Annotated in this window: 14 protein-coding genes, 1 other RNA gene and 1 pseudogene; 9 read left to right on the top strand and 7 right to left on the bottom strand. The window is 63.9% G+C overall.

The window, feature by feature from the left end:
* Positions 1-204 precede the first annotated feature (204 nt).
* Positions 205-2,073: a ribonucleoside-diphosphate reductase subunit alpha gene (locus BBF93_RS04260; protein ID WP_035598704.1), complete on the bottom strand. Its 1,869-nt coding sequence runs from the start codon at positions 2,071-2,073 to the stop codon at positions 205-207.
* A 329-nt stretch (positions 2,074-2,402) separates the two neighbouring features.
* Here BBF93_RS04260 and BBF93_RS04255 point away from each other — a divergent pair, with 329 nt between their 5' ends.
* From BBF93_RS04255 to BBF93_RS20005, 3 genes and pseudogenes are all read left to right on the top strand, one after another.
* The gene (locus tag BBF93_RS04255; RefSeq protein ID WP_114105069.1) at positions 2,403-3,503 is read left to right on the top strand and encodes an acyltransferase; all 1,101 of its coding nucleotides are present in this window, start codon (positions 2,403-2,405) and stop codon (positions 3,501-3,503) included.
* Between the two features lie 34 nt (positions 3,504-3,537).
* The gene (locus tag BBF93_RS04250; protein ID WP_114105068.1) at positions 3,538-3,921 is read left to right on the top strand and encodes a hypothetical protein; all 384 of its coding nucleotides are present in this window, start codon (positions 3,538-3,540) and stop codon (positions 3,919-3,921) included.
* Positions 3,906-4,319: pseudogene (locus tag BBF93_RS20005) on the top strand (hypothetical protein); the annotation flags it as partial. The gene BBF93_RS04250 and the pseudogene BBF93_RS20005, both read left to right, overlap by 16 nt.
* Positions 4,320-4,510: 191 nt before the next feature.
* Here BBF93_RS20005 and ffs read toward each other — a convergent pair.
* Positions 4,511-4,603, bottom strand: an RNA gene (gene ffs, locus BBF93_RS04240) — signal recognition particle sRNA small type.
* A gap of 115 nt (positions 4,604-4,718) precedes the next feature.
* Here ffs and BBF93_RS04235 point away from each other — a divergent pair.
* Positions 4,719-6,809, top strand: a complete 2,091-nt coding sequence (locus BBF93_RS04235) for a S9 family peptidase (protein ID WP_114105067.1) — start codon at positions 4,719-4,721, stop codon at positions 6,807-6,809.
* 76 nt (positions 6,810-6,885) lie between these two features.
* Here BBF93_RS04235 and BBF93_RS04230 read toward each other — a convergent pair whose 3' ends face one another.
* The 3 genes from BBF93_RS04230 to BBF93_RS04220 all read right to left on the bottom strand — a co-directional run bounded on the left by BBF93_RS04230 (position 6,886) and on the right by BBF93_RS04220 (position 12,118).
* The gene (locus BBF93_RS04230) at positions 6,886-8,433 is read right to left on the bottom strand and encodes an acetolactate synthase large subunit (protein ID WP_114106996.1); all 1,548 of its coding nucleotides are present in this window, start codon (positions 8,431-8,433) and stop codon (positions 6,886-6,888) included.
* Positions 8,434-8,715: 282 nt separating this feature from the next.
* A complete protein-coding gene (locus tag BBF93_RS04225) occupies positions 8,716-10,584 on the bottom strand; it encodes a feruloyl-CoA synthase (RefSeq protein ID WP_114105066.1) in 1,869 nt (622 codons plus the stop codon).
* A 112-nt stretch (positions 10,585-10,696) separates the two neighbouring features.
* A complete protein-coding gene (locus BBF93_RS04220) occupies positions 10,697-12,118 on the bottom strand; it encodes a M20/M25/M40 family metallo-hydrolase (protein ID WP_114105065.1) in 1,422 nt (473 codons plus the stop codon).
* Between the two features lie 147 nt (positions 12,119-12,265).
* Between BBF93_RS04220 and BBF93_RS04210 the strand changes: the two genes are divergently transcribed.
* Positions 12,266-13,339 carry a hypothetical protein gene (locus tag BBF93_RS04210; RefSeq protein WP_162786399.1) on the top strand — a complete coding sequence of 358 codons (1,074 nt, stop codon included), beginning with the start codon at positions 12,266-12,268 and terminating at the stop codon, positions 13,337-13,339.
* 16 nt (positions 13,340-13,355) lie between these two features.
* On the opposite strand, the gene BBF93_RS04205 is transcribed toward BBF93_RS04210, so the two are convergent.
* A complete protein-coding gene (locus BBF93_RS04205) occupies positions 13,356-14,156 on the bottom strand; it encodes an ion transporter (RefSeq protein ID WP_233349266.1) in 801 nt (266 codons plus the stop codon).
* Positions 14,153-15,493 (bottom strand): dihydroorotase, encoded by a 1,341-nt coding sequence (locus tag BBF93_RS04200; protein WP_114106994.1) that lies wholly within the window; start codon positions 15,491-15,493, stop codon positions 14,153-14,155. The genes BBF93_RS04205 and BBF93_RS04200 overlap by 4 nt, the downstream gene beginning before the upstream one ends.
* A gap of 108 nt (positions 15,494-15,601) precedes the next feature.
* Between BBF93_RS04200 and BBF93_RS04195 the strand changes: the two genes are divergently transcribed.
* Genes BBF93_RS04195 through BBF93_RS04180 form a run of 4 tightly spaced genes read left to right on the top strand, consistent with a single transcriptional unit; the run spans position 15,602 to position 17,469 of the window.
* Positions 15,602-16,414 (top strand): folate-binding protein YgfZ, encoded by an 813-nt coding sequence (locus BBF93_RS04195; protein WP_114105062.1) that lies wholly within the window; start codon positions 15,602-15,604, stop codon positions 16,412-16,414.
* The gene (locus BBF93_RS04190) at positions 16,407-16,988 is read left to right on the top strand and encodes a DNA-3-methyladenine glycosylase I (RefSeq protein WP_114105061.1); all 582 of its coding nucleotides are present in this window, start codon (positions 16,407-16,409) and stop codon (positions 16,986-16,988) included. The genes BBF93_RS04195 and BBF93_RS04190 overlap by 8 nt, the downstream gene beginning before the upstream one ends.
* Positions 16,985-17,194 carry a hypothetical protein gene (locus BBF93_RS04185; RefSeq protein ID WP_035598730.1) on the top strand — a complete coding sequence of 70 codons (210 nt, stop codon included), beginning with the start codon at positions 16,985-16,987 and terminating at the stop codon, positions 17,192-17,194. Before BBF93_RS04190 ends, BBF93_RS04185 begins: the two co-directional genes overlap by 4 nt.
* Positions 17,191-17,469, top strand: coding sequence for a hypothetical protein (locus BBF93_RS04180; RefSeq protein WP_114105060.1), 279 nt, complete (start codon positions 17,191-17,193; stop codon positions 17,467-17,469). The genes BBF93_RS04185 and BBF93_RS04180 overlap by 4 nt, the downstream gene beginning before the upstream one ends.
* The last annotated feature ends 66 nt before the right edge of the window (positions 17,470-17,535 follow it).

Genomic DNA, 17,535 nt, shown 5'->3' with positions numbered 1-17,535 from the left:
CATTTCTGCAGAAAACGCTACAGGTTTCGGAAATAAAAAAATTTTTTGACTTTCCTACCCCTGCGGCAAGCCCGGGATTTGCATTAACGCGTTGAGAAAATAGACAAAACCAAGGCAGTGCCGGGGTTTACCTCCCCAATGAGAAAGGGCGCCTGCCGTTAACGGCAAACGCCCCTTGATGGAAATCACTTATGTGAGCGGCCCTTACTGGCAGGCGAGGCACTCGTCATAATCGGTGCTCTCGATTTCCAGCTTCTCGCCTTCGATCTTTTCCGATCCGGCAAAGGCTGCGCGCTGCACCGATTTGGAGCGGCAATAGTAAAGCGATTTCAGGCCGCGCTCCCATGCTGTCCAGTGCAGCATGTGCAGGTCCCATTTATTGATGTCGCCGGGCAGGAAGAGGTTCAGCGACTGGGACTGGCAGATAAAGGGCGTGCGGTCAGCCGCCAGCTCGATGATCCAGCGCTGGTCGAGTTCGAAGGCAGTCTTGTAGATGTCCTTCTCGTCCGGCGTCAGGCAGTCGAGATGCTGCACCGAGCCCTCATGCTCGAGGATCGAGGTCCAGACCTCGTCCGTGTCGAGCCCCTTGGAGCCGAGCAGTTCCTGCAGCTGCTTGTTCTTCACCGTGAAGGAGCCCGAAAGGGTCTTGTGGGTGTAGACGTTGGCCGGGATCGGCTCGATGCCGGCCGAGGTGCCACCGCAGATGATCGAGATCGACGCGGTGGGCGCCACGGCGAGCTTGTTGGAGAAGCGCGCCATCATGCCGACATCGCGGGCGTCCTCACAGGGGCCACGCTCCTTGGCGAGTTTCACCGAAGCCGCGTCCGCGCCCTGGCGGATATGCTTGAAGATCTTGAGGTTGAGCGCCTTGGCAGTCGCGCTTTCCAGCGAAACGTTCATCGCCTGCAGGAAGGAGTGGAAGCCCATGACGCCGAGGCCAACCGAGCGCTCGCGCTTGGCGGAGTAGACGGCGCGGGCCATTTCCGGCGGGGCGCGCTGGATGAAGTCTTCCAGCACATTGTCGAGGAAGCGGAAGATGTCCTCCAGGAACATCGGTTCTTTCGACCATTCCAGGAACGTCTCGGCATTGACCGAGGAGAGGCAGCAAACGGCCGTGCGATCCTGGCCGCGATGATCAATGCCGGTCGGCAGGGTGATTTCCGAGCAAAGGTTCGACTGGGTGACTTTCAGGCCGAGGCGCTTCTGGTGGGCCGGCATGGCATTGTTCACGGTGTCGGTGAACAGGAGGTAGGGCTCGCCGGTCTGCATCCGCAGCTCGAGGATCTTCTGCCACAGCTTGCGGGCGTTGACGTATTTCAGCACCTCGCCGGATTTGGGCGAGATCAGACCGAACTCTTCGTCATTGCGGACGGCTTCCATGAAGGCGTCGGTGATGTTGAGGCCGTGGTGCAGGTTCAGGGACTTGCGGTTGAAGTCGCCGGACGCTTTGCGGATTTCGAGGAACTCCTCGATTTCCGGGTGGTGGATGTCGAGATAGCACGCCGCCGAGCCACGGCGCAGCGAGCCCTGGCTGATCGCGAGGGTGAGCGAATCCATCACGCGGATGAAGGGGATGATGCCCGAGGTCTGCCCGTTCTGGCCGACCTTCTCCCCGATGGAGCGGACATTGCCCCAATAGGTGCCGATGCCGCCGCCATTGGAGGCGAGCCAGACATTCTCCGTCCAGGTCTCGACGATATTGTCCAGCGAATCGCCCACCTGGTTGAGGAAGCAGGAAATCGGCAGGCCGCGATCAGCGCCGCCGTTCGACAGCACCGGGGTCGCCGGCATGAACCAGAGCTTGGAGATATAGTCATAGATGCGCTGGGCATGGGCGGCATCGTCGGCAAAGGCGGTGGCAACGCGCGCGAACATGTCCTGATAGGTCTCGCCCGGCAGCAGGTAGCGGTCATCGAGCGTCTTCTTGCCGAAATCGGTCAGCAGAGAATCGCGGGACGGATCGGTCACAACCTGATTGACCGGCACGAGCGCCACTTTCGCGCCCGTACCCGCCTTCGGCTTGCCCTTGCGAGCGGCTTCAGCGGCGACGGATTTAGCGTTGGTTGCCGACATGGCGACCCTCCTCGATGTTCCTGCAGATATAGGGATATCGCGGGAGTTAAACCAGATGTGGTCTCACCCCTTTGCCCCGACACAAGATATAGTGTCCGAAGGTTAATTTCGGGTCAACGCCCCAATTCGCAATTCCGTCAAGAAGGCGTGGAAAACCGGTGAACAAATTCTTAACGCGGGCCGGATCGCCCAGTGTTTTCAGGCGTTTCAGGGCCGCCTGAAGCCCGGTCAGAAACCTCTCAGTCCCGGCGGCCGCCGATAAGAAGGCTATTGCACTTTTAGCCAGATGGTCGCCACTAACAATCAGCAATATTCGTGTGGGGACCCGAATGAAGCTGAACAATCTGCAAGTGCTGCGGGCCATTGCCGCTTACATGGTGCTGCTCGCCCATATCGAGGATATCGAGGCCAAGCGGGGAATCGGCCACATTCTCGGCCGATGGACCGATATCGGCGACTGGGGCGTCGATCTTTTCTTCGTCCTGTCGGGCTTCGTCATGGTGCTGGTGTCCCACCATACGCTGGGGGGCCTCCAGGATGCCGGAAAATTCCTCTGGTCGCGGGTCACGCGAATCTATCCCTTGTGGTGGCTCTGCCTGTCGGCGCTGGTGCCGATCTGGCTTTTCCGTCCGCAACTGGTCTATGGCGGCACCCAGCAGGAGATCAGCCTGCTCAAGGATTACCTGCTGATTCCCAAATCCGAGAGCCCTCTGCTCCAGACCGGCTGGACGCTGATTCACGAGATGTATTTCTACATCTTCTTTGCGGCGCTGCTGATGATCCCCCTGGGCGAACGCCGCCGCCTGCCGATCCTGATTCTCTGGGGCACGGTAGCCGTCAGCCTCGGCCTGATTCTCAATCCCTCCCGCGGCGAAGAACCGGTCCTGCGGCTTCTCACGCACCCTATGCTGCTGGAATTCCTGGCCGGGGCAGCCGCCGCCTTCCTCTGGCGGTCAACGAGAGGCGCCCTGGGTGTGCCGGCCCTGGCAGTGGGCGCCGCCGCCCTGATCATCGGCATGACCCTCTATGTGAACGGCGCGCTGGGCGCAGACTCCGGCGGCTTCATCACCCATGACCGCGCCCGGGTCATCCTCTTCCTGCCAAGCGCCGCGCTGCTGACCTATGGCGCCGCCTCCATCGAACTGCGCCAGGACTGGAAATTGACCGGCCTGCCGGTAAGCATCGGGGACTGGTCCTACTCGCTCTACCTGACCCACATGCTGTCGGCCAACTTCTTCGGCCTGGTCTGGGGCAAGGTTGCCATGCCCGGCCTGCTGGACAATGCGATTGCCCTGCCCGCCATCATGCTGGGCTGCACGCTTGTCGCCTGGGCGAGTTTCACCCTGTTCGAACAGCCGGTGACCGGCCAGTCAAAGAAACTCGGCCAAAGGATATTCGGTCGATTGCGCCCCGCCGCAGCTCAGGTGTAGCCTCAAGCCCACACGACTTACCGGGGACGTACACATGAAATATCTGATCGCCGCTCTGGCGGGCCTTGCAGTTGCCATGCCCGCCCTCGCCCAGCTGACCGATGTTCATATCGCGCAGCAGACGCGGGCCAAAAATGCCTGCCCGGCGCTGGTGGCCCGGCATGATGCCGCCGTCACGGCGGGCAAGGTGAGCAGTTACTACGCGGAAGACTGCGCCTGCCTCGCCGATTCCATCACCTGGGAAGGCTGGGACGAAATATACGAAGAGCCCACAGGCGAATTCATGTCGGAAGCCGACGCCATGCTGGTGGCTGACACGCTGTCTTCAGCCGCGACCATCGATGACGCCATGACGCTCATCTATGAATCGATCTCCCTGCCGGGCAGCGCCGTGCTCTCCAATTGCTTCGGCAAATAGCCCCCGCGCTGGCCTGCCTGCTGGTTGCAAGCGCCGCGGGCGCCGAGATCCTTCCCTCTGCCTTGCCCCCGGTCCAGCCGGGCGACCTCCTGTTCAAGGGCGCCGGCACCGGCACGGGCACTCAGATCGCGGCCATCTGGTCTCAGGGCGACAAGCGCTGGGGCCATGTCGGTATCGCGGTGGCCAATCCCGATGGCAGCCTCTCGGTAATCCATGCCGATACCGGCGCGCCCCGGCAGACGGGCAAGGTGGTCCGCGTCAGCCTTGCCGCCTATCTTTCCGATGTCAGCGAGCTTGGCCTCTACCAGATCGATCTCACCGGCACGGCGCGCGCCGCCTATCTCGCCTATGCCGAAGTCGCCGTGGGGCGCCCGTTCGACCGCGCCTTCTCGCTGGAGACCGATACGCGCCTTTATTGCACCGAGCTGGTCTGGCGGGCGATGTCCGAGGCGCTCGGCGAAGACGCCCTGCCGGCCAAGAGCACGCGGCTCGGCGCAGTCTATATATCCGTGTCGGATCTGACGGAGCATCCCCTGCTGACGGAGACCGCCATGGTGCGGGCGGTGGCGGCAGAGGAAGGGGGAAAGGGTGGAGACAGGCAAACGACCCGAGCGGAAACTCGTTAGGGCTGCTCGGTTCCCCGCCTGACCCGATTGGCGAGCGGCTCGTCCGCCGCCTGCCTCCGAGGGCTATATGCGTGAGCAGCCCCCGAATCGCAAGCCCGGATTGCCGCTGCGCTATCCTCCATGCTTTCAGCATGTTACGCCATGCGCACACGACTGACGGAGGGGTTTCCGATGAAATCGCGCATACTGGCCGCAGCCAGCCTGGCGCTTGTGCTGGCGGTCACGCCGGCAATCGCCGACACGAAGAAAGACAAGACGCCGTCCAAACGCTTCACGGCGGAGCGCGTTTTCGACATGGAATACGCCACCGATCCGCAGATTTCGCCGGACGGGAAAACCATTGTCTATGTCCGCCGCGCGATGGACCGGCTGACCGACCGCGACATCGGCCAGCTCTGGAGCATCGACACGGCCACCGGCAACCACCGCCCGCTGATCGTCAGCCCCGAAGGCGCCTCCAGCCCCCGCTGGTCGCCCGATGGCTCGCGCCTCGTCTATTCCGCCAGCAATGGCGGCAAGCCGGAAATGCGCGTCTATTATCCCGATACCGGCCGCAGCCATCCGCTGGCCCAGTTCCTGCAGGCGCCGTCGCAGGCGGTCTGGTCACCGGACGGCAAGTTCATCGCCTTCTCGATGTTCGTACCCGGAGAAACGCCGAGCTTTGCCAAGGCGCCTGCAACGCCCGAAGGCGGCAAATGGAGCGATCCGGTCAAGGTGTTCGATCGCCTGCAGTTCCGCTTTGATGGGAGCGGCTATCTCAAATACGGCACCACGCAGATCTTCGTGCTCCCGGTGGATGGCGGCACGCCGCGCCAGGTAAGCTTTGAGGAAACAGACATGGGCGGGCCGGCATGGCTGGACAACACCACCCTGCTGGTTTCCGGAAACCTCGCCGAAGACCACGAGCTCGACCCCATCGAGAGCGAGATCTACGCCATCAGCCTCGGCGATCTTTCCATCCGCCCTCTGACAAACCGGGACGGGCCGGATTACGCCCCCGTTGTTTCGCCGGACGGCAAGACGATTGCCTATCGCGGCTATGACGACAAGGTACTGTCCTATCAGCAGGACAATCTCTATCTGATGAATGCCGATGGCAGCGGCGCGCGCGAGATCGCCGCAGACTTTCCCGGCAGCGTGGACCAGACCGTGTGGGCGCCCGATGGCAAGAGCCTGCTGGTATTGTCCGAAGATCATGGCGTGCTGAGCCTCTTCCGCATCACCACAGGCGGGGCCGTGACCCGGCTGCTCACCGATATCGGGGGCACCTCCATTGGCCGCCCCTATGCCTCGGGCAGTTTCTCCGTCAGCGGAGGGAAAAAGCCGCTGATCGCCTATACCGCCGGCTTTGCCGAGCGCCCCTCCGAGATTGCCTCCGCCGGCATCGATGGCAAGGACGCCAAGGTGCTCACCGCGCTGAACGACGATATCCTGCCCTATCTGGAAATGGCGCGCGTCGAAGAGATCAAGGTGCCCTCCAGCCATGACGGGCTGGAGATCGAAGCCTGGGTGGCCCTGCCGCCAGACTTCAAGGCCGATGGCAGCTTCCCGATGATCCTGGAAATCCATGGCGGGCCCTTCGCGATGTATGGCCCCTATTTCGCCAGCGAGATCCAGCGCTATGCGGCCGAAGGCTATGTCACCGTCTGGTCAAACCCGCGCGGCTCGACCGGCTATGGCGAGGACTTTGCCCACGCCATCGACCTGGCCTATCCCGGCTATGACTATGACGACCTGATGAGCGTGGTGGATGAACTCATCCGCCGCAACTATGTCAGCAAGGACCGGTTGTTCGTGACCGGAGGATCGGGCGGCGGCATCCTCACCGCCTGGATCGTCACCAAGACCGACCGCTTTGCCGCCGCCGTGTCGGCCAAGCCGGTGATCAACTGGTACACGATGGCGCTGGCCGCAGACATTGCCCAATATGTCCGCCGCCACTGGATACGCGCCGACCCATGGACCGATCCGGACGCCTTCCTCAAACGCTCGCCGATCAGCTTTGTGAACAAGGTGACCACGCCGACGATGCTGCTGGTGGGCGAGGAAGATTTCCGCACCCCCGCCTGGGAGGCCGAACAGTTCTACACCGGCCTCAAGATGAACGGCGTGGAAACCGCCCTCATCCGCATTCCCGGCGCCCCCCACCACATCACCGGCCGCCCCAGCCGCCTCATCGCCCAGACGGACAATGTGATGGGCTGGTTCGCGAAGTTTGATCCGGTGAAGCAGGCGGAGAAGAAGGACGAGGCGGCAGAATAACCAGTCCTCCGCCCTCAGATGAAACAGGAAAGCCCCGGAGCCTGCTCCGGGGCTTTTTTTGTCATTGTGAACCAACTCAGCGCGCCGGCACATGCGCCGCGATGAGGTGCGGCCCCGGCTCGCTGAAGGCGCGCTGGAGGGCGGCGTCGAACTCTTCCGCCGTGGTGGCATTCACCGCAGGCACGCCCTGCGCCTCGGAAAGCTTCACCCAGTCGATCTCCGGGCGGCCGAGGCCGAGCAGGTCAGCGGCCACGCGGCCGGGATTGCCCGCGCCGGTGCGCGCCAGCTCGATATTCAGGATACGGTAGGAATGGTTGACGAACACGACATTGACCACGTCCACGCCTTCCCGCGCCATGCTCCACAGCGCCTGGTTGGTATACATGCCCGCGCCATCGCCCGTCAGGCAGAGCACCTTGCGGCCCTTCGCGCCGGCCGCCGCGCCCAGCGCCAGCGGCATGCCCTGCCCGATGGCCCCGCCGGTCAGCATCATCCAGTCATGCGGCCGCGCCCGGCCCGTCATCAGGAAGCTCGGCAGGCCGTTGGAAACGCCGTCATCGGAAACAAACGTGCCCTCCGGCATATGGCGGGCAATCGACGCGCCGACCGTGGCGGCGTTCAGCGCGCCGGTGGGCGCGTCCGGAATTTCCAGCGTGGGCGCCGGGGCAGCCTCTGTCAGGCCGAGCGTATCTGCGAGCGCTTCGAGGATGGCCGCGCTGTCGCTTTCCGGCCCGCCGATCACCAGCGGCGTGCAGCCTTCGGGCACCAGCAGGCTCAGCTTGCCGGGATAGGCAAAGAACGCGACCGGCACCTGCGTACCGGCCACCAGCATCAGGTCCGTGCCGTCAAGGTCTGCCATCGCGCCTTCGGCAAAATACTGCATCCGCTCGGGCGCAAAGATGCCCGCCCCGCGCACCTGCCGGGGAAAGAATGTATCCGTCAGCACACGGATGCCAGCCGCCTTCAGGCGCGCCGCATGGCCAAGGCCGGGCCCCGTCAGCGCGCTGCCGCTGATCAGGATCATCGGCCGCTTGGCGGCCTTCACCGCTTTGGCCGCCGCCTCCACCCGCGCGGCGTCCGGCGCGCGCAGGAAAGGTTGGGCGCGCGTCTTGCCGGGCTTGCCGCCTTCATTCCAGGCCGAATCTGCCGGCAGGATCAGAGAGACGGGGCCCGGCACGGGGCCAAAGCTCGCCGCCCAGGCCTCGGCTGCCAACTCGCCCGTGGCGGCCACGCTGTCAGCCGATTTGATCCAGACGGAGTTGGGCCCGGCCAGCCCCATGATGTTGGAGGTCAGCGGCGCGTCATAGCGCAGATGCGGCACGGCATGATCGCCGATCACATTGATCATCGGCGTCCAGGCGCGCTTGGCATTGTGGATGTTTGCCCCGCCATTGAGGAAGCCCGCGCCCAGATGCAGCAGCGTCATCGCCGGGCGGCCGGTAACGCGGGCATAGCCATCAGCCGCGCCCGTCGCCACGCCTTCGAACAGGCAGAGCACCGAGCGGATGCGCGGCTCGCGGTCCAGCGCGGTGACGAGGTGCATCTCCGAAGTGCCGGGATTGGCGAAACAGGCAGTAACGCCATGATCTGCCAGTGTGGAAACAAGGGCCTCTGCGCCGGTCATGGCGGCGGACGTGTCGGACATGGACGAACCTCCCCTAAATTTGCTGCTGGCGTTCCCTAGCGGGTTTTGACGCCAGCGCAAAACCAAAGCGGGCCGCAGACAATTAGGAAGCAAGGGGAGCTTCCTGACTATCCGCGACCCGCCCATAAGCCAAAGGGGAATGGCTGAAGCTTCCGGTTACCCAGTCGCTCCGCGGGGCATGTTTAAGCACTTTGGATAAGGAATCGAGCCCTTAAGGGCAGGTTTCTACCCGGTAAGCGCCTTTTGCCACAGAATTTTCCGTCAAATCAGGAGTCTTGCCGCTGCAGGCGCGTCCGAATAGAGCAGGTCCAGCTGGTCTGCCCGCAACGCCTGGGTGCGCGACTGGTTGATATAGCCCTTCTCGGTGATTTCCCCCAGATCGGCGCGCGGCTCCTGGGGTTGCAGAAGGATGCGCGCAATCCGGGCCGCCGCATTAGAGTGGGCCTTGTTGTGCGCGGCAAGCCCGGCCCGCACGGCCTCCTGAACCTTGGGATGGGTGACCAGCTGATCGGCCGGCAGCGCCTCCCCCACCAGCCGCTGGCACCAGGCAAGATTGAGGAAGCCGAGGAGGCCGATCTCATCCTTGTTGAGCCCGCACACCACAGCATCCGACAGCGCCCCGCCACACGCCGCCACGGCCGCCACGCGCACCGCCCCGGCCGAAACCCAGGTGCCGCTGGCCAGCTTGAATTCCTCCACTGTGCGCCCGTCAAAGGCAAGGCCGCGCTCAGGCTGGGCAGGATCAACAAACTTCACCGCGTCGCCCAGCCGGTAATAGCCTTCTTCATCGAAGGCTTCTGCAGTCTTCTCCGGATTGCGGAAATAGCCGGGCGTAACGTTCACGCCCTTCACCCGCAGTTCCAGCTTTCCGCCCGTGGGCACCAGCTTGAACGTATTGCCCGGCAGGGGCAGGCCGATCAGCCCCATCTTGTCATTGGGCCAGTGAACGTTGGAAGCGGTCGGCGAGGTTTCCGTGGCGCCATAGCCCGCCGAGAGCGAGATACGCTCCCCGGTCACGCGCACCGCCACTTCCTGAATGCGTTCGTAAATATCCTGCCCCATCGAGGCGCCGTCATACGCCATGGAGGTGAGGCGGGAGAAGAACACTTCAGCGAGCGCATCATCCTGTTCCAGCGCCGTGGCCAGCGCCGCCCAGGCCTGCGGCACGGTGGTGTGCTGGGTGGTGGGAATTTCCTTCAGGTTACGGATCATCTCGGGAAGGCGCGCGGGCGTCGGCGCGCCCTGGCAGATATACAGCGTGCCGCCCCAGTCCAGCATGTTGTGCAGGATGGAATGGGTGCCGTAAGTGTGGCTCCAGGGCAGGAAGTTCAGCATCACCTGCGGCCCGCCGGTAATCTCGTCGAGGCGTTCCTCGTTCCACACAGAGCGGATCATCTTGGCATTGGCCGCCACCATGCCATGGGTGTTGATCACGGCTTTCGGCTCACCGGTGGAGCCGGAAGTGAGCATGTATTTGGCAACCGTTTTGGGCGTCAGGCGCGCATATGCCTCGTCCACCGCCGGTCCGGCCTGCCCGGCAAAATCCTCCAGGCTGACAGCGCGGGGCACATCGGGCGCATTGCGGGAATAGATTACCAGCCTGTCAGTGAGGTCCAGGCTGTTCAGGGCGCGCTGATATTCCTTCCCATCCTCGACATAGATGAATTTCGGGCTGGTGAGCTGGTCGATATAACCAAAGCGCAAGAGGTCCTGGCTCAGCGTGGCGTAAGCGGGCGTCACCGGCACCACAGGGCTCGCCGCCCACATCGCGCCATACATCACCAGCGCATTGTCGATGGAATTCTTCGACAGGATCATCACCGGCGCGTCCTGGCCCGCCCCTTCGCTGAGGAAAGCCGCCGCAAGGCGCTTCACCGCACCAAGACCGTCCGCATAGGTCATCCGGCGCCAGTCATTCGCGCCGGGGTCTTCCAGCCAGCGCTCGGCCAGCCACACCTGGCCGGGGCGCTCAGCGCCCCATTTCACCAGCGGCGCCAGCATATGCGGCGGGTGCGCCTTCAGGGGGTGGCCGCTGTCGAGATAGATCGTGCCATCGGCGCGCCGGTCCACCTTCAGCTTCAACGGCAGGTAAGGCACCTCGCGGAACGGAATGTGCGCAGTCTTGCTCATGGGCGAACGTCAACCTCCCCGTAGGACAGTCTGACGCCGCCCCGTTTCATGTTATTTTGCGGCCTGATTGCTCGCCCAGCGCGCGGAAAAGGGCAAGCCCCCCGCCTGCGCCTCAGCCTTCCCCGCCGGCGAGTTCCTTCAGGATGATGTACCAGTGATCGAGGCCGGAATAGAAGGCATCGACCGACAGGCGCTCGTTCAGGCCATGAGCGAAGGTGTCGTTCGGCTTGGCCGCCGAGCCCCCGATGCCCAGCGTGTCATAGCCGAGATTGCGGTAGTGCATCCCGTCCGTGCCGCCCGACGACATGTGCGGCATGACCGTCAGCCCCTCCAGCCCGCGCGCGGCCAGCGCCACATTCACCGCCGCCAGCACCTCCTCCGGCAGGTTCGATTCCGGGCTTTCCACCAGGTCCGAGACCAGCTTGATCTTCAGTCTCTCATTGCCCGCCACGTCCTTCAGCGTCTTCTCGGTCGCCTCGATGCCGACGCCGGGGAAGATGCGGCAATTGACGGTGGCCGTCGCCCGTTGCGGCAGGGCGTTCTCAGCATGCCCCGCGCGCAGCATGGTCGCCACGCAGGTTGTGCCCGTGGTGCCCACCGTAGACGGCTCCGCCCGCAGCGCGGCGATGGCGGCCTCATCTGCCGGCTTCTCGGCGAAGGCGCGCATGGCGTCCCCCAGCGGCCCCGGCGTCTGCGCGCCGGAAATCTTCATCGACGCCAGCGTCACCGGGCTGTGCATCACCGGGAACTTGTAGGCCTCGATCTTCTTCAGCACATCCGCCAGCTCGTAGATGGCATTGTCCGCCCTCGGAGCAGACGAATGCCCACCGGGATTATCGATCGTCAGCTCAAACGTGGCATAGGTCTTCTCCGAGCCTTGAATGCCATAAAGCAGCGCCTTGCCATCCATGCCCAGCGACAGCCCGCCCGCATCCGCATTCAGCACATAGGCCGGGTCGATCTTCTCAGCGGTGTACAGGGCCTGCGCGCGGGTAGACACCATGCCGGTCTCCTCGTCCCCCGACAGCGCAATGATCAGGTCGCGGCTCGGCTTGAAGCCCTCCTCCTTGAGCCGCAGGAAGGTGGAGATCAGGCTGACCACGCCATATTTGTTGTCTGCCGTGCCCCGGCCGAAGAAATAGCCGTCCTCCTCGATCAGGTCGAAGGGATAGCGCTCCCAGGTATCGGGCAGCGCATCGACCACATCCATATGCGCCAGCAGAACGATGGGCTTCTCCACCGCCTTGCCTTCCTCGGCGCGGTACCAGACCATCAGGCCCTGGATCCGCTCGCCATCATTCTCGTAATCGGTCACTTCAATGTCGGCGTCGGTGAACCCGCCCGCTTTCAGCTCCTCCACGAGATATTCCACCAGTTCGGGAACCTTCCCCTGCCCCTGCGCCGTGCGCACCGCGATGGCTTCCTCATAGAGGCTGCGGGCCTTCTGCTCATGCGGGGCGCGCGCCTCCGCAAAGGCCGGAGAGGCAGCCAGCAGCAGGGCAGCGGAAATCAGCAAGGCGGGTCTAAGCGTCATGGGGTCCTCTCGGCGGGCAGGCAGTTTCTTTCCGGCGCAACGGTATGGCCAGTCCCGCCCCTTGGCAAACCCCGCCCTGGCACGGCTTGTGCATCGCCGTTTTTCCGGCACCTATAGGCTGGGCCATTGTTCCGCAGGGCACGCGCCATGACAGACCGCAAGAACACCGCTTTTCCCCCCACACGCGCAGGGCATCTGCTGCTCGCAGGGGTGCTGGTGGCGGGCGCCGTGGCAGCCTATGCTCTGTTTCTTTCAAAATCAGGCACCGCTGACCGCCTTTCCGCCGATCCGGCCATCGAGCGGACCCTTGAAAACCTCCGAACCGTCTCGGCCGGCATCTACGCCGATGAGACAAGGCTGGCGGCCGTCCATTTCGGGGATGCATCGCCTGAAGACGAGACGGACATCCCTGCATTGGAGGACCGGATCAAGGCTCAGCGGGCAGAGGCCGCCCAGCTCTGGCAGGATCTCGGCGCGCTGATGGAGCTTCCCCCGCCCGGCGGCGGCGCTGGCGGCCTTGTCCGCTTTCCCTCCACGGCGGTGGAAAAGTCAAACTATGATCAGGTCTACCACCCCATCGTCGGGCCCCAGCCGTCCAAGATGCCGGGCGGTTTCTCCTTCCGCTTCGACCGCGTCATTCCGCAGACGGACGGTTCCCTGCTGCACCGGCTGGACGCGCGCGCGGGCGGCGCCATCAAATGGGAGCGGGAGCTGCGCCGTGCCCGCACCCAGGGCCACTACACGGTCGAAGCCACCATAGACCGCATCTGGCCGGGTGTCGTCTACGCCCCGCTCTGGCTGTTCGCCGAAGGCCCGCAGGCCTGGGGCCACGAATTCGATTTCGAACTGGTCAATGGCGCCCTGGAGTTCAACCTGCACAATGGGCGCGGCGGCTTCAACATGCACCGGGCAGAGAAGGATCTCACCGGCCACCGGATGCGCTATGAAATCATCCGCCGCCCCGGCAAGGTCACCATGCGCGCCACCAGCCTCACCGACGGCTGGGGCGAGGAACTCGTCATCACGCCGGAAAAGGTCGCCGCCTGGGCCAGACAGCCCGGCGCCCCGGAGGGTCTCACCTTCCCGCCGGACAATGTGGCCATGTTCCCGGTCACCGAGCTGTGGCGATGCAAATGGCCCGAATGGTGCGGCAAATGGGAAGACCTCCCGCCCGGCACCTATGTCGACATGATCGTTCACGGCTACCGGGTTGATCTCTGACCCCGCCAGGCACCGGTCAGGGCTCGAAACCCTCATTTTCGATATACACGACTGCGCCGCAATGCTTGCAATGAACCGCGTCCCGCTCATGGCGCGTGAGGCCGCAATTGGTGCATTCGACTTCCGCCTTGCTCGCCGGAGTGACGAGCGCCCGCAGAAGGCGCAGGAACAGCGTGACCCCCAGCAGCATGATGATGATCGGCAGGACGCGGCCGGTCCAGCCGACAAGCTCAATATCGCCATAGCCGGTGGTCGTCAGGCTGGTGACGGTGAAATAGAAGGCATCCAGATAATTCCGGATATCCGGGCTTTTGGCCACCTGATCGGCATAGACGAGCGCCGACATGATGAAGAGGAAAACCACAAGATTGATTGCCCGCTCCATCAGCACGCGGTGGAGCTGAAGATACCGGGCCAACGGGCTTTCGGTCCGCAGGAAGCTGAAAGCGCGTGCAATCCTCACGGCACGGATGATACGCAGGAAGGCATAGTTCTGCGAGACCAGCGGGGCGAACATCGTGAACACCACGATCAGGTCTGCAATGTTCATGAAGCGCAGGAAAAAACGCTTCCGTTTGGGGGAAATGTAAAAACGCGCGGCCAGATCGGCGGTAATGATCGCGCCGATCACATAGTCCAGCCAGTAATGGCGCCCCTCCTCGCCGACAAAAGGCGAGACCAGGAAATAGCTGATCGTCAGCATGTCGAACACAAGGATCGACCAGCGGAAAGTCAGCGGCCATTTGCCCACGCCTTCGTAAAGCCAGATCAGCGTCCGGCGCGGGCCGAGGGGTTTCTCCGCCGCCGCTTTGCTCAATCCTGCGGCTCCAGCGTTTCGTTGAAGCGCACGGGCTGGCCGCCGCCTTTCTTCACGATCTCGCCATCGCGCATCACAAAGCCGCCACGCACAATTGTGCCCACCGGCCAGCCGGTCGCCTCAAAACCGTCAAACTGCGTCCAGCCGCATTTCGATTTCGACCAGTCAGCCGTGATCGTCTGCTTGTGCTTCAGGTCCACAATCGTGAAGTCGGCATGATAGCCTTCGGCGATCCGGCCCTTGTCGGCCAGGCCAAACACGCGCTGCGGGCCAGCGCTCGTCAGCTCCACAAAGCGCTGCAGGCTGAGCTTTCCGTCATTCACATGCGTCAGCATCACCGGCACCAGCGTCTGCACGCCCGGCATCCCCGAAGGGCTGGCCGGATAAGGCCGCTGCTTCTCTTCAATCGTGTGCGGCGCATGATCCGTCGCCAGAACATCCACGATCCCGGCATTCACTGCGCGCCACAGCGCCTCGCGGTGGCGCGCCTCGCGCACCGGCGGGTTCTGCTGGGCAAAGCCCTTCAGCCGGTCATAACAATCAGGCGCCGCCAGGGTGAGGTGGTTGGGCAGCACTTCAACGCTCGCCACATCCTTGGCGTTCACCAGGAGGTCCATTTCCTCGGCGGTGGAGATGTGCAGCACATGGATGCGCTTGCCGGTCTTGCGCGCCAGGCGCAACAGGCGGCGCGTGGAAGAAACCGCCGCCTCCACATCGCGCACGATGATATGGCTGTTCCAGTCGCCCGTCACCGCCAGGCTGCGGCGCTCCTCAAGGCGGTACTCATCCTCCGAATGGAACGCGGCGCGGCGCTTGATGGCCCGCAGCACAGCCTCCACCCCGGCATCATCCTTGATCAGAAGATCGCCCGTCGAGGCGCCCATGAATACCTTGACGCCGCAGCAGCCGAGCATCCGCTCCATCTCCGGCAGCAGCGCCACATTGTCATGCGTCGCCCCGGCATAGAAGGCATGGTCGATGTCCATCCGTCCCTTCGCGCGGGCGAGCTTGTCCAGCATCGCATCGGGCGTGATGGTCGACGGGTTGGTATTGGGCATCTCGAACACGGCGACGACGCCGCCCAGCGCGGCCGAGCGCGCCTCGGTTTCAAGGTCAGCCTTGTATTCCAGGCCCGGCTCGCGGAAATGCACCTGCGTATCGATCACGCCCGGCAGGATGTGCAGGCCGGAGGCGCCATAAATCTCTCCCGCCGCAGCCTTGGAAAGATCCCCGATCCGGGCGATGCGCTCGCCAATGATGCCGATGTCTGTCTGGGCTTCGCCGCCAGGGGTGACGACCGTGCCGCCGCGCAGGATAAGATCGAAAACTTGGGTCATGCCCGCCTTATCGCGCCGCTTGCAGGAAAAGTCACGCGCAGGTCTGCCGTTCCGGCCGCAGACCACGCAGGCATTGCGGCCGCCGCCGGGCGGCCTTAGATCAGGCCCATGCACCGCCTTCCAGACCGCGCCATTCTCCGCCTCACCGGCCCCGACACGCTCGCCCTCTTGGAGCGCACGGTCACCCACAAGGTGATGGACTGGCCAGAGGGCGAAGCGCGCTACGGCGCCCTGCTCACCCCGCAAGGCAAGATCATTGCCGACTATATCGCCCATCGCACGGCAGACGGCGTGCTGATCGATGTGCATCAGGATGCCGCCGAAGACCTGCTCAAACGCCTGAAGATGTTCCGCCTGCGCTCGGCGGTCGAGCTTGTCCGGGATGAGGCGCTGGTCTCCGCCATCAGCGCAGACGGCGCCCCCGATCCGCGCAGCGCAAAGCTGCCGCGCCGCGCCGTGGCCCCCGCCGCAGAAGCCGCCCCCCCGCTCGAAGGCTGGGACGCGCTGACCATCGCCGCCGGCATCCCCGAATGGGGCCGCGACTACCGCGCCGCCGAAGTCTTCCCCACCGACATCAACATGGATCTGATGAACGGCATCGACTACAAGAAAGGCTGTTTCGTCGGCCAGGAAGTGGCGAGCCGGATGAAGCGCAAGGGCCTCATCCGCAAGCGCACCGTCCGCCTGCGCGGGCAAGGCCTGACGCCCGGCGCCGAAGTCCGCGCCGGGGCGCTGGTACTGGGCCAGATCACCAGCGCCGCCGCCGGCGAAGCGCTCGCCCTGATCCGCACAGACCGGTTCGCCCAGTCCATCGCCGGCCAGCAGCCCGTCACCGTCAACGAAGCCTCCGCCGAGATCGAAGGCGCGCCCTGGCTGATTGCCGAAGTCAAAGCCCATCTGGAGGCAAAGGCCGATGAGTGAACCCCATTCCTGCGGCTGGGCGCCGGTCACAGACCCGCTCTACCGCGCCTATCATGACGAAGAGTGGGGCGTGCCCGAGCGCGATCCCCGCGCGCTGTGGGAAAAGCTGCAGCTTGACGGGATGCAGGCGGGCCTCTCCTGGATCACCATCCTGCGCAAGCGCGAGAGCATCCGGCAGGAGTTTGACAGCTTCGACCCGGCAAAGCTCGCCCGCTGGACCCCCAAACGCGCCGAAAAAGCGCTGCAGAATCCCGGCATCATCCGCAGCCCCAAGAAGGTCGAGGCCGTCATCGGCAATGCGCAGGTCTATCTGGGCATGATGGAGGCGGGCGAGGATTTTTCCGATTATTGCTGGGGCTTTGTCGGCGGCAAGCCGATCATCAACAAATGGAAGAATTTCCGCGAAGCCCCCACCAGCATGGACTGGTCGGAGAAGATGTCGAAAGACCTCAAGAAGCGCGGCTTCAAATTCGTCGGGCCCACAATTGTCTACGCATGGGCTCAGGCTGTTGGCATGGTCAACGACCATGAGGTAGGGTGTCCCCGTCACAAGGGTGTGCGGGAGAGATCATGAAAACGATTATGTTTGTCACGGCAGTGGGAATTCTGTCGGGTGTCGCCGGTTGCGCGAGCGGCGCGCCATCGAACGCTTATGCCAATCCGCTCGATGCCTGCGCCAGCATCCAGGACGATGAAGACCGCGCCCGGTGCATGCAGAACATGGTGGCGGATGTCGCCCTCACAACCAAGCGGGAAAAAGACCGCAAGAAAGGTCCATGATGATGCGCCGTTTTGCTGCCGCGGGCGCCCTTCTGGCGCTGATTCCCGCCGCAGGTTGCACCACCTGGCAGGACCGGGCCGAAGCCAAGGCCCTCTCCGCCTGCCAGGACAAGGTGGACGCCGATGAGCGCCGCCTCTGCCGCGAAACCGTGATCGCGGCGGAAAAAGCCAAATATGACAAGGAGTCAGAGGCCTGGGAGGAAAACGTCCGCGCTGCCGAAGACCGGGAACTGAACCGCAAGGTCTATGGCGGCCCCGGCCAGGTCGACAAGTAAGCCCTCTTCCGGCGTCCCGGACAGCGGGTCAGCCTTGTGCTGGCCCCGCAACGCGCGTTACAGCTT

The sequence above is a fragment of the Hyphomonas sp. CACIAM 19H1 genome, assembly GCF_003325995.1.
Classification (GTDB): Bacteria; Pseudomonadota; Alphaproteobacteria; order Caulobacterales; family Hyphomonadaceae; genus Hyphomonas; species Hyphomonas polymorpha.
This window is presented reverse-complemented; position numbering and strand designations above follow the sequence as displayed.

What these genes read in the sequence shown, in the direction of transcription:
- BBF93_RS04190 (WP_114105061.1), top strand. Translation starts at nt 16,407, where the DNA reads ATGAGTGAACCCCATTCCTGCGGCTGGGCGCCGGTCACAGACCCGCTC.
- BBF93_RS04210 (WP_162786399.1), top strand. Translation starts at nt 12,266, where the DNA reads ATGACAGACCGCAAGAACACCGCTTTTCCCCCCACACGCGCAGGGCAT.
- BBF93_RS04260 (WP_035598704.1), bottom strand. Translation starts at nt 2,073, where the DNA reads ATGTCGGCAACCAACGCTAAATCCGTCGCCGCTGAAGCCGCTCGCAAG.
- BBF93_RS04235 (WP_114105067.1), top strand. Translation starts at nt 4,719, where the DNA reads ATGAAATCGCGCATACTGGCCGCAGCCAGCCTGGCGCTTGTGCTGGCG.
- BBF93_RS04255 (WP_114105069.1), top strand. Translation starts at nt 2,403, where the DNA reads ATGAAGCTGAACAATCTGCAAGTGCTGCGGGCCATTGCCGCTTACATG.
- BBF93_RS04200 (WP_114106994.1), bottom strand. Translation starts at nt 15,493, where the DNA reads ATGACCCAAGTTTTCGATCTTATCCTGCGCGGCGGCACGGTCGTCACC.
- BBF93_RS04230 (WP_114106996.1), bottom strand. Translation starts at nt 8,433, where the DNA reads ATGACCGGCGCAGAGGCCCTTGTTTCCACACTGGCAGATCATGGCGTT.
- BBF93_RS04185 (WP_035598730.1), top strand. Translation starts at nt 16,985, where the DNA reads ATGAAAACGATTATGTTTGTCACGGCAGTGGGAATTCTGTCGGGTGTC.
- BBF93_RS04180 (WP_114105060.1), top strand. Translation starts at nt 17,191, where the DNA reads ATGATGATGCGCCGTTTTGCTGCCGCGGGCGCCCTTCTGGCGCTGATT.
- BBF93_RS04250 (WP_114105068.1), top strand. Translation starts at nt 3,538, where the DNA reads ATGAAATATCTGATCGCCGCTCTGGCGGGCCTTGCAGTTGCCATGCCC.
- BBF93_RS04195 (WP_114105062.1), top strand. Translation starts at nt 15,602, where the DNA reads ATGCACCGCCTTCCAGACCGCGCCATTCTCCGCCTCACCGGCCCCGAC.
- BBF93_RS04220 (WP_114105065.1), bottom strand. Translation starts at nt 12,118, where the DNA reads ATGACGCTTAGACCCGCCTTGCTGATTTCCGCTGCCCTGCTGCTGGCT.
- BBF93_RS04225 (WP_114105066.1), bottom strand. Translation starts at nt 10,584, where the DNA reads ATGAGCAAGACTGCGCACATTCCGTTCCGCGAGGTGCCTTACCTGCCG.